The sequence below is a fragment of the Chromatiales bacterium genome (assembly GCA_014762505.1).
Classification (GTDB): Bacteria; Pseudomonadota; Gammaproteobacteria; order SpSt-1174; family SpSt-1174; genus SpSt-1174.
Genome location: JABURS010000017.1, coordinates 1 through 11,294, shown reverse-complemented (window position 1 = coordinate 11,294; position 11,294 = coordinate 1). Strand labels below are relative to the sequence as shown.

Genomic DNA, 11,294 nt, shown 5'->3' with positions numbered 1-11,294 from the left:
TGCGAACGCAGGAATCCAGACCGACCGGCAGCGGGGTCCATTAGACATCGCCAGCGCCGGACGCGCCGCAGCTGGATCCCTGCATGCGCAGGGATGACGAAGGAATGGCTTCCGAGATTCGCCCAGGCACCAGCCGCGGCCTGGCACTGGAATCCAGGCCGGATGGGTCGATAATCTGATTACGACAGATCGGATCCAGGGAGGGATCATGAAACAGCCAGCCGTATACCTGCTCGCCAGCAAGCGAAACGGAACCCTCTATGCCGGCGTCACCTCAAACCTTATACAACGCATCTGGCAACACAAACAGCACCTGGTGGAAGGCTTCACGAAGAAATATGACGTCACCCAACTCGTCTGGTATGAACTCCACCCAACCATGGAGACCGCCATACAAAGAGAGAAGCAGATAAAACGCTGGAAAAGAGCCTGGAAACTGAAGCTCATAGAAGATTCGAATCCTGACTGGATGGACTTGTATGAGGATCTGTCAGGTTAGACCGCTCCCGCAGACAGCATCCATGCGACACACGAGGAATCAACCACAATCGATCGACTTGACGAACCCAATCCCACCCTGCGGCATGCCAGCCCCCTCGTCATTCCTGCGAACGCAGGAATCCAGACCGGCCGGCAGCGGGGGTTCATCAGACACCAACAGCACCGGACGCACCGCAGCTGGATCCCTGCATGCGCAGGGATGACGGACAAAGGACCATCCAGGCGTCTGATTCTTCCCTCCACCGCGTCGTGCCAAACCCCCTCGTCATTCCTGCCCCCCCTCCGTCATTCCTGCGAACGCAGGAATCCAGACCGACCGGCAGCGGGGTCCATTAGACATCGCCAGCTCCGGACGCACCGCAGCTGGATCCCTGCATGCGCAGGGATGACGGATGGATAATCCTTTATACCCTCTCTGGGCCAAAAGACTTCTCGCCTCTCGCCTCATCTCAACAGCGCCAGCGGCGACGGCAGGTGGCGGCGCAGGCGGTCGATGAAGCCGGGGGTGGCGATGGCGGGGTGGTCGGCGGGCAGGATGAGCAGCAGCGGCACGTTGCCGCGCAGGGCCTCGATCAGCCGGCCGGCGGTGAGGTCGGGCAGGCGGCGCAGGGTGGCGGGGATGCCCTGTTCGATCAGCTGCTGGCGGAGGGTGCGGGCGGCCGTGTCCTCGCGGGGGGCGGTGTCGAGCAGCAGCAGGTCGCGGCCGTCCTGACCGACCAGGCGGGCGGCGAGCGTGACGGCGTGGCGCGCGGCCTCCGAGCCGTCGAAGACCACGGCCACGGTATGCGCGCTGGCGGCCTGGCGCGCCTCGTCGACGCTGTGCGGGGTGCGTGCGAGCACCAGCAGGTCCTCCACCCCGGCCTCGGCCAGCAGGGTCGGCAGGCGCCGGCCGCGCAGCACGCGAAAGGCCCAGGGCACCTGTGCCTGCTCCGCGGCCCTGGCGAGTTCGGCCTCGACCCGCCGCGCGACGTGGCGCAGCGAGCGCTCCAGCCGCGCCACGTCCAGGGCGCGGACATCGCCGCCGCCGAACGGGATCTCGGTGGAAAACGGCAGGGCGGCGATGCGAAACAGGTCGTCGTCCTCGATGAACAGGGCGGTGAGCTCGGCCTGCAGCGCCCGGGCGATGCGCAGGGCGGGTTCGATGTCCTGGGGAACGGCGCTCGCCGGGTCCAGTCCCAGCAGGATGCGGGCGATGCGGCGGCCGGCCTCAGGACTGAGCATGACCGTCGTCCCTGCCGCGGCTCCGGGCGATGAAGGCCTGGCGCTTCTTCGTCAGGGCCTTGAGGCGGGCCGCGACCCGCCCGTTGAAGCTGTCGGCCGGGAAGGCGCCCTTCGCATCGGCCTCGCCCGGTGCAAGCCCGCTCAGCAGGGTCATGACCTCCTCGACATGGCGCACGGCATAGATGGCAAAGCGTCCCTCGCGCACCGCCTCGACCACGTCCTGGCGCAGCATGAGGTGGGCGGTGTTGCTCGCCGGAATGATCACCCCCTGCCGACCGTCGAGCCCGCGGCCCCGGCAGATGTCGAAGAACCCCTCGATCTTCTCGTTCACCCCACCGATGGCCTGCACCTCGCCGTGCTGGTTCACCGAGCCCGTCACCGCCAGCGACTGGCGCAGCGGGATCTCGCCCAGGGCCGAGAGCAGGGCACAGAGTTCGGCCACCGAGGCGCTGTCGCCCTCCACCTGGCCGTAGGACTGTTCGAAGACCAGGCTCGCCGAGACCGACAGCGGCCGGTCGCTGGCATAGCGGTGGCCGAGATAGGAGGAGAGGATCATCACGCCCTTGGAGTGGATGGGCCCGCCGAGCTCCACCTCGCGCTCGATGTCGATGAACTTGCCCTCGCCCAGCCGCGCGGTGGCGGTGATGCGCGAGGGGCGGCCGAAGGCATAGTCGCCCAGCTGCAGTACCGACAGGCCGTTGACCTGACCGATGGTCTCGCCCGCGGTGGCCACCAGCTGGATCTCGCGCAGGATGGACTCATGCACCCGCTCGCGGATCTGGTCCAGGCGGTAGATGCGCTTGTCGATGGCCTGTTGCACGTGCCGCACATCGGTGGCCTGCGCGCCACCGTCCTCGCCGGCCCAGTAGTCGGCCTCGCGCATCAGGTCGCAGAGGTTGCCCATGTGCACGGAGACCTTCTCCCCGTCGGCGGCGATGCGCGCCAGGTGCTCGATGAGCCGCCCCACCGCCTCGCGCGTGAACGGACGCAGCGCCTCCTGGTGCTGCACGGTGCCGATGAGGCTGGCCATCAGCCGCGTGTTGTCGGGGCTGCGGTCGATGTCCTCGGAGAAGTCGGCCGCCACCTTGAACAGCTGGGCGAACTCGGGATCGTAGGCCTTGAGCAGGTAGTAGAGCATGCGGTCGCCCACCAGCACGACCTTGACGTCCACCGGGATGGGCTCGGGCTCCAGCGAGGTGGTGCTCGCCAGGCTGAGCATGCGTTCCAGCGATTCGAGCCGCAGCTCGTTCGAGCGCAGCACGCGCTTGAGGCCTTCCCAGGCAAAGGCGTTCATCAGTACATCGCGCACGTAGAGCACGAGATAACCGCCATTGGCCTGGTGCAGGGCGCCGGGCTTGATCAGGGTGAAGTCCGTGATCAGGGTGCCGAACTGGGCGATATGCTCGATGCGGCCGATGAGGTTCAGATAGGTGGGGTTGTCCTCGTGCACCACCGGCGCGCCACTGGCATCGGAATGATCCACCAGCACATTGACCTTGTAGCGATTGAAGTCCGGCGCGAGCTCCACCTTGCGCCCGGCCACCTCCACCGCCTCGCCCTGCTGGCGAAAGGCATCCACGTTGTCGATCACGTCCCGGCGCACCGCCTCCAGATAATCCGGCACGCCATCGAGCGTGGCGTATTTCTTCGCCAGCCCCTTCATGAGCTGGGAGACGGTCACATCGGTGACCTCGCGATCCAGCGCCTTGATCTTCTGGTGCATCTCCTTCTGCCACAGCGGGATCTGGCGTATGGTCTCGCGCAGCTTCGTGCGCAGCTCGTCCACGGCGTGTTCGATCTTCTGCTGCTCGGTCTCTTCCAGCGCCTCGAACTCCTCCGGCCCCACCACCTCACCGTCCTTCAGCGGGGCCAGCGTGTAACCGGTGGGGGTGCGCAGGATGGTGATGTCGCGCTTCTGCGCCTCCTCGTCCAGGGCCAGGAAGGCGTCGTCCTGGCGCTCCTTGAACTCGTCGTTGATCTCCTGGGCGCGCGACCGGTACTCATCGCCCTGGAAGGCCGCAGGGATGGCGCTTAGCAGGTCGTCGACCAGCTGCTGCATGTCCTGCGACAGTTCGCGCGCCTTGCCCGTGGGCAGGCGCAGGGAGCGCGGCTTGTGCGGGGCATCGAAGTTGTTGACGTAGCACCAGTCGTCCGGCACCGGCGAGCCGGCGGCACGTGTGGCCAGCTCGCGCTGTACCACCACATGCTTGCCCAGCCCGGTGGAGCCGGCCACGAACAGGTTGTAGCCGTGATGCCGGATGCCCACGCCGAAGCGGATCGCCTCCAGCGCCCGCTGCTGGCCGACGGCCTCACTGTGCTCGGGCAGCTCCGCGGTGGTGGCGAAGTCCAGGGTGGCGAGATCGGTCGTCTGGTACAGCGCCTCCGGCGCCAGCGGTCGGATATCGGTCAAACCGGTTCCTTCGTCTCGTCGTGTGATCAGAGGTGTTCGGGCAGGTGGGCGCGGATGTCGGCCGCCGCATGCTCGGTCAGGTCCTTGTGGATCTCGTCCTTCACCAGCACCTTCAGCGATGCGCTCAGGTGGTCACGCAGCTCGCCCAGGAACTGGGGCGGCGCGACCAGGTACAGCCCCTCCACCTTGCCCTTGTTGCGCCGCGCCTCCAGATCCTCGCACAGCTCCTTGGCAAAGCGGATGGCCTCCTGGCGCTTGGGGTTCACCTTGTTGCCCATGGCATGCTGACCCTCGCCATGGGAATCAAAGGTGCGCCCGGGCTCGTCCGAGGCCATATCACTCACGTGCAGACGCCCTTCGGGATGCAGCCTGTCCTCGTCCTCGACCAGTGTGGCGGTCGCCGATTCGGCGGTGAAGAACCGGGCGCGTCCGGCGTCGGCTACCACGACCAGGATTGCCATAGTGTTTTCCTCCTTAAAATGGAACGGTCGACGGGCGCGACATCGCGCCGTTGATCAAAGCATAGACGCTGGGCGTGGGACGGACATTGAGCGGGATCAGCAAAACCCCGGGCGCCGGCAAGTGGCGCGGCAGGGCCGCAGTCCGATAGACTCTCGCGCATGACGCAGACCGCCGCCCGCGACCTCAGCCAGCACACGCCCATGATGCAGCAGTACCTGCGCATCAAGGCCGACTACCCGGACATCCTCCTCTTCTATCGCATGGGGGATTTCTACGAGCTGTTCTTCGAGGACGCCCGGCGCGCGGCCAGGCTGCTGGACATCACCCTCACCGCCCGCGGGCAGTCGGCCGGCGAGCCCATCCCCATGGCCGGCGTGCCCTATCACTCCGCCGAGCAGTACCTGGCGAAGTTGGTGCGCCTGGGCGAATCGGTGGCCATCTGCGAGCAGATCGGCGACCCGGCCGCCGCCAAGGGTCCGGTGGAACGCCAGGTGGTGCGCATCGTCACCCCCGGCACACTCACCGAGGAGGCCCTCCTCGACGAGCGGCGCGAGAACCTGCTGGTGAGCGTCTGCGGGCGCGAGGGACGCCATGGGCTGGCCAGCCTGGAACTCTCCAGCGGGCGCTTCGTGGTGCAGGAGCTCTCGGGCGACGAGGCACTTGCCGCCGAGATCGAACGCCTGCGCCCGGCCGAACTGCTCTATCCCGAGGACGCCCGCCCGCCGCTGGGCGACCGCCCCGGCCTCACCCGCCGCCCGCCCTGGCACTACGAGACCGACACCGCCACCGAACAGCTCACCCGCCAGTTCGGCACCCGCGACCTCGCCGGCTTCGGCTGCGAGGACGCGCCGCTGGCCGTGGCCGCCGCCGGGGCCCTGCTGCAGTACGTCAAGGACACCCAGCGCGCCGCCCTGCCGCACATCAACAGCCTGCGCCGCGAGCGCCAGGGCCACAGCGTGGTGCTGGATGCCGCCAGCCGTCGCAACCTGGAACTGGAACAGAACCTCCAGGGCGGGCAGGATCACACCCTGGCCGCCGTGCTCGACCACACCGCCACCGCCATGGGCAGCCGCTGCCTGCGCCGCTGGCTCAACCGCCCGCTGCGCGATCGCGACACCCTGCGCGGCCGCCACCAGGCCATCGCCACCCTGATCGGGTCCGGCGCCTTCGAGACCCTGCGCGATGCACTTCGCGGCATCGGCGACGTGGAGCGCATCCTCTCGCGCGTGGCGCTCAAGTCCGCCCGCCCGCGCGACCTCGCCACGCTGCGCGACTCACTGGCCCGCCTGCCGGCGCTGCAGGCGGAGCTCGCCGGTCTCGACGCCCCGCTGCTCGGCCAGCTGGCCGCTCAGATCGCCACCCACCCCGAGGTGTTGGACCTGCTCGCCGCCGCCGTCATCGAACACCCGCCCATGCTGATCCGCGACGGCGGGGTGATCGCCCCCGGCTATGACGCCGAGCTCGACGAGCTGCGGGCGCTGTCCGAGAACGCCGACCAGTTCCTGGTGGACCTCGAGACCCGCGAGCGCGAGCGTACCGGCATCCCCACCCTCAAGGTGGCCTACAACCGGGTCCACGGCTACTACATCGAGATCTCGCGCGGCCAGGCGGCGAAGGCCCCGGAGGACTACACCCGCCGCCAGACGCTCAAGGGCGCGGAGCGCTTCATCACCCCCGAGCTCAAGCGCTTCGAGGACCAGGTGCTGTCCGCCCGCGAACGCGCCCTGGCACGCGAGAAGGGCCTGTACGACGACCTGCTGGACCGGCTCATCGCCCACCTGCGCCCGCTGCAGCAGGCCGCCGACGGACTGGCCGCGCTCGATGCGCCCACCAACCTCGCCGAGCGCGCACAGACGCTGGACTACAGCTGCCCCGAACTCACCGAGGCGCCCGGCATCCACATCGAGGGCGGCCGCCACCCGGTGGTGGAACAGGTGCTGGACGAGCCCTTCGTGCCCAACGACGCGCGGCTCGACGACGAGCGGCGCATGCTCATGATCACGGGCCCCAACATGGGCGGCAAATCCACCTACATGCGTCAGGTGGCACTCATCGTGCTGCTCGCGCACATCGGCAGCTACGTGCCGGCCGCGGCCGCGCGCATCGGCCCGGTGGACCGCATCTTCACCCGCATCGGCGCCTCGGACGACCTCGCCTCCGGCCGCTCCACCTTCATGGTGGAGATGACCGAGGCGGCCAACATCCTCAACAATGCCACCGCGCAGAGCCTGGTGCTGATGGACGAGATCGGCCGCGGCACCTCCACCTTCGACGGCCTGTCGCTGGCCTGGGCCTGCGCCGAACACCTGGCCGTGCACAACCGCGCCTTCACCCTCTTCGCCACACACTACTTCGAACTCACCGCCCGGCCCGAGCAGGCCGCGGGCATTCGCAACGTGCACATCGACGCCGTCGAGCACGGCGACAGCATCGTCTTCCTGCACAGCGTGAAGGACGGCCCGGCCAACCAGAGCTACGGCCTGCAGGTGGCACAGCTGGCCGGGGTACCGCGCGGCGTGATCCAGCGTGCCCGCGAGCGCCTGCGCCAGCTCGAGAAGCAGAGCGCGCGCGGCGCCGAGGCAACGCCCCAGCTCGGCCTGCCGCTGGATGCCGCCCCCGCCCCGCACCCCGTGGTCGAGACCCTGGCCGGGATCGACCCGGACGCACTCACCCCCCGCCAGGCACTGGAGACGCTGTATGCGCTGAAGGCGCGCCTGGAGGACGATTAAGACCCACGCCGCCTGCGGCTTCTCGAACCCGCCGCCATTTGTGATTATCATGGCGGCCTGTCCCGGCCGTACGCAGTGCGCGCGCCTTGTCACCGAAGGAGAACCACATGACTTTCGTCGTCACTGAAAACTGCATCAAGTGCAAGTACACCGACTGCGTGGAGGTCTGCCCGGTCGACTGCTTCCACGAGGGCCCCAACTTTCTGGTCATCGATCCGGACGAGTGCATCGACTGCACCCTGTGCGAGCCCGAGTGCCCGGCCGAGGCCATCTTCCCCGAGGACGACGTCCCCGAGGGTCAGGAACACTTCCTCGAACTCAACGCCGAGCTGTCCCGCAGCTGGCCCGTGATCACCCAGCGCAAGGATCCGCCGGCCGACGCCGAGGAGTGGGACGGCAAGCCGGACAAGCTGCAGTACCTGGAACGCTAGTCCGCAGCGACAGGACGCCACCCGCCCTGCCCGACACCCCCCTCCATCTCATCCCCTGCGGCGAGGATGCCCTGCGCGCCCTCGCCGCGCGCGTGATCGCACGCAGTGCCGACCGCCTGCCCGACCTCGACCACGTCGTCATCCTGCTGCCGGACCTCACCGCCGCCCGCCCCCTGCGCCGGCACCTGCTCGCCGCCGCCGGGGCCGCAGGCCACGGCGCCCTGCTCGGCCCGCACTTCGCCGTCATGCGCAGCTGGGTGCTGGAACAGGCCCCGCTGCCCCGCCCCCTGCTCGGCGAGCACGCCCGCGAACTGCTGGTCATCGAGGCCCTGCGCGCCCACCCCGCCCTGCTCGCCGACCACGACCCCTGGCTGGTGGCCGACAGCCTGCTGCGGCTGTTCGACGACCTCGCCGGGCACAGCGACGGCCTGGACGACGACCCGGCGCACTTCGAACAGCGGGTGCGGGCGAGCCTCGGCGCCCCTGCCGAGGGCCTGGCGGCACTGAGCCGCGAGGCCGGACTGGTGCATACCCTGTGGCGGGCCTGGCGCGAGCAGCTGGCGGCCCTGGGCCGCGAGGAGATCCAGACCCACTACGTGCACGCCCTCGATACCCACGCCGACTGGCTGGACCCGCGGCTGCGCGTCTTCGCCGCCGGCTTCGAGACCCTGCTCCCCGCCGAGGCCCGCTTCCTCGCCGGCCTGATGCGGGCTGGCCAGGGCGAGGTCGTGGTACAGGCCGACGACGACGCGGCCGCGGCCCTCTTCGGTATCGACGGCACCGAACCACCGGCGCGCTCGCCCGTCGGCGAGCTCCTCGCCCAGGCGCTGGAACCGGCCCGGGGGCCGGAGGATGCCCCGCTGGCCGAGCGGGCCCGGCGCTTCGCCGCCACTCACCCGCAAAGCCCGCTGGCCGGCCGCCTGCGGGTGTTCCGCGCCCTGGACGCCGAACAGCACGCCATGGGCATCGACCTGGCCGTGCGCCAGTGGCTGCTGGCGGGCAAACAGACCATCGGCGTGGTCAGCGACGACCGGCGCCTGGCGCGGCGCGTGCGCGCCCTGCTGGAACGCGCCGGCCTGGTACTGCAGGACAGCGCCGGCTGGGCCCTGTCCACCACCAGTGCCGCCGCCGTGCTGGAACGCTGGCTCGAGGCCGTGGAAGAGGACTACGCCTGCCAGCCGCTGCTGGACGTGCTCAAGTCGCCCTTCGTCTGCCCGGCGGCCGAACGCGAGGCCCACCTGGCCACCGTCCATCGCTTCGAGCAGGACGTGGTGCGCCACGAGAACATCGCCCGCGACCTCGACCGCTACCGCTGGCACGTGGACTGGCGCCTGAAGCGCCTGCCCGCCTGGGGCGAGGAGGCCGGCCGCGCGGTGCGCGACCTGCTCGACCGCCTGGACGAGGCCGGCGCGCCGCTGCGCGGCCTGCTGCTCGACGACCGGCCGCGCCCGCCGCGGGCCTACCTCGACGCCCTGGAAGACAGCCTGCGCCGGCTCGGCGTGTGGCAGCGCTTCGGCGAGGATGCCGCCGGCCAGCGCATCCAGCAGGAACTCACGGCCATGCACGCCGAGCTGGACGGCCACGCCCTGGCCATCGACTGGACCGAATTCCGCACCTGGCTCGGCCGCACCCTGGAATCCCACAACTTCCGTCCCGCGCTGGCCTCGAGCCCGGTGCAGCTCCTCGGCCTGGAGCAGACCCCGCTGACGCGCTTCGACGCCCTGATCGTGGCCGGCGCCGACCGCGCCCGGCTGCCGGGCACGCCGCCGGCCCAGCCCTTCTTCAACGACCACGTGCGCCGCGACCTCGGCCTGCCCGGCTGGGCCGAGACCCGCGATGCCGTCAAGGCCCGCTTCCGCGGCCTGCTGCAGTCCGCCAACGACGTGCTCCTCACCTACCAGGGCGAGGACGCCGGCGAGCCGCTGCTGCCCAGCCCCTGGCTGGAGGCCATCCAGGGCTTCCACCGGCTCGCCTGGGGCGACGACCTGACCGACACGACCCTCGGGCGCATGGCCCTGCGCCCCGAGGCCCAGGTGCGCCCGACCGGCGACCTGCCCCTGCCCGGCATCCCCACGCGGCCCGCGCCCACGGTGCCCGCCGCCCTGGTGCCCGACCGCTACTCCGCCTCCCGTCACCAGCAGCTCATCGACTGCCCTTACCGCTTCTTCGCCGCCCAGTGCCTCAAGCTGCAGCCGCCGGAGGAGATCTCCGAGCTCCTGAGCAAGGCCGACTACGGCGAACGCGTGCACGCCTGCCTGGAGGCCTTCCACGGCGGACGCGACGGCCTGCCCGGCCCCTTCGGCCGCCCGCTCAACCACGCCAACCGCGCCGAGGCCGAGGCCCTGCTCGACCAGATCGCGCAACAGGCCTTCGCCAGGGACACGGAAGACAACTTCCAGCACCGCGGCTGGCTCGCCCGCTGGCGCGCCCTCATCCCCGCCTACATCGACTGGCAGATCCGGCGCCAGACCGACTGGCAGGTGGAACAGACCGAGGTCGGCGGCGAGCGGACCCTGACGGACGGACTGGTGCTGAGAGGGCGCCTGGACCGCGTGGACCGCAGCCCGGAAGGCAGGGGCATCATCGACTACAAGACCGGCGGCACCCCACGGCAACAGGATGTCGACCAGGGCGAGGCCGTGCAGCTCACCACCTACGCCCTGCTGCTCGACAACGTGCGCCGCGTCGAATACCTCAAACTCGACCCGCGCGAAGGCGCCAAGGTCCCCGCCGCCCTCGAAGGCGAGGCCCTCGACGACCTCAAGGACGCCGTCGCCCAACGCCTCACCCACCTCCGCCAGGCCATCAGCGCCGGCGCCCCCCTCCCCGCCTGGGGCGACCCCACCACCTGCAGCTACTGCGAAATGAGCGGCCTGTGCCGGCGCGAGGCGTGGAAGGGGTGAGGGGCAAGGCGTGAGGAGTGAGGAGTGAGGAGATTGGCGTCAGACGTAGGAGCCGAGCCCCCTCGGCGATCACCTTCCGCACCAGAACCACATCGGCCAGAGGGCTGACCTCCTACACCAAACACCGCACCGTAGGAGCCGAGCCCCCTCGGCGATCTCCTCCCACGCCAGAACCTTATCGGCCAGAGGGCTGGCCTCCTACAGGATCGTGAGGCGTGAGGAGAGGTGGCAGGTGTAGGAGCGCCGAAAGGCGCGATCAAGGGACGGCACGACGCCCAGGCATGGCCATCGCAGCTTCGCAGCTCCTACAGAAAGCCCAATGCATCGTAGGAGCGCCGAAAGGCGCGATCAGGGGCGGCACTGTGCCCAGGCATGGGCATCGCAGCTCACGCAGCTCCTACCGAAAAACCCAGTGCGTCGTAGGAGCGCCGAAAGGCGCGATCAGGCTTGGCACTGCGCCCAAACATGGCCATCGCATAGGGCGGGCCATGCCCGCCGTGAGGAGTGAAGAGCGAGAAGATTGGCGTCAGACGTAGGAGATTCTATGTCGCAAGACAAGGCTTTCGCGGCACATAGTCGGCTCCGTTTTTGAGGATGGCGAAGGCGATACGGGCGAGCTTGCGGGCGAGGATGGTGA

General features: G+C 69.5%; 7 protein-coding genes. 4 read left to right on the top strand and 3 right to left on the bottom strand.

Annotated features, from left to right (window positions below):
- Nucleotides 1-208: 208 nt before the first annotated feature.
- Nucleotides 209-499, top strand: coding sequence for a GIY-YIG nuclease family protein (locus HUJ28_01245; GenBank protein ID MBD3618085.1), 291 nt, complete (start codon nt 209-211; stop codon nt 497-499).
- 446 nt (nt 500-945) lie between these two features.
- Here the strand turns inward: HUJ28_01245 and HUJ28_01240 are convergent, their stop codons facing one another.
- The 3 genes from HUJ28_01240 to HUJ28_01230 are packed head-to-tail and all read right to left on the bottom strand — an operon-like array spanning nt 946 to nt 4,593.
- Complete coding sequence (locus HUJ28_01240) at nt 946-1,722, bottom strand: hypothetical protein (protein ID MBD3618084.1); 777 nt, start codon at nt 1,720-1,722, stop codon at nt 946-948.
- Nucleotides 1,709-4,132 carry an AAA family ATPase gene (locus tag HUJ28_01235; GenBank protein ID MBD3618083.1) on the bottom strand — a complete coding sequence of 808 codons (2,424 nt, stop codon included), beginning with the start codon at nt 4,130-4,132 and terminating at the stop codon, nt 1,709-1,711. Before HUJ28_01235 ends, HUJ28_01240 begins: the two co-directional genes overlap by 14 nt.
- Nucleotides 4,133-4,158: 26 nt before the next feature.
- Nucleotides 4,159-4,593: a host attachment protein gene (locus HUJ28_01230; GenBank protein MBD3618082.1), complete on the bottom strand. Its 435-nt coding sequence runs from the start codon at nt 4,591-4,593 to the stop codon at nt 4,159-4,161.
- Between the two features lie 159 nt (nt 4,594-4,752).
- Between HUJ28_01230 and mutS the strand changes: the two genes are divergently transcribed.
- The 3 genes from mutS to HUJ28_01215 all read left to right on the top strand — a co-directional run bounded on the left by mutS (nt 4,753) and on the right by HUJ28_01215 (nt 10,657).
- The gene (gene mutS / locus HUJ28_01225; protein MBD3618081.1) at nt 4,753-7,323 is read left to right on the top strand and encodes a DNA mismatch repair protein MutS; all 2,571 of its coding nucleotides are present in this window, start codon (nt 4,753-4,755) and stop codon (nt 7,321-7,323) included.
- Nucleotides 7,324-7,430: 107 nt separating this feature from the next.
- Complete coding sequence (locus HUJ28_01220; protein MBD3618080.1) at nt 7,431-7,754, top strand: ferredoxin family protein; 324 nt, start codon at nt 7,431-7,433, stop codon at nt 7,752-7,754.
- A 92-nt stretch (nt 7,755-7,846) separates the two neighbouring features.
- Nucleotides 7,847-10,657 (top strand): PD-(D/E)XK nuclease family protein, encoded by a 2,811-nt coding sequence (locus HUJ28_01215; protein ID MBD3618079.1) that lies wholly within the window; start codon nt 7,847-7,849, stop codon nt 10,655-10,657.
- The last annotated feature ends 637 nt before the right edge of the window (nt 10,658-11,294 follow it).

Coding starts and splice junctions, on each gene's coding strand:
- HUJ28_01220 (MBD3618080.1), top strand. CDS start 7,431: ATGACTTTCGTCGTCACTGAAAACTGCATCAAGTGCAAGTACACCGAC.
- HUJ28_01245 (MBD3618085.1), top strand. CDS start 209: ATGAAACAGCCAGCCGTATACCTGCTCGCCAGCAAGCGAAACGGAACC.
- mutS (MBD3618081.1), top strand. CDS start 4,753: ATGACGCAGACCGCCGCCCGCGACCTCAGCCAGCACACGCCCATGATG.
- HUJ28_01240 (MBD3618084.1), bottom strand. CDS start 1,722: ATGCTCAGTCCTGAGGCCGGCCGCCGCATCGCCCGCATCCTGCTGGGA.
- HUJ28_01230 (MBD3618082.1), bottom strand. CDS start 4,593: ATGGCAATCCTGGTCGTGGTAGCCGACGCCGGACGCGCCCGGTTCTTC.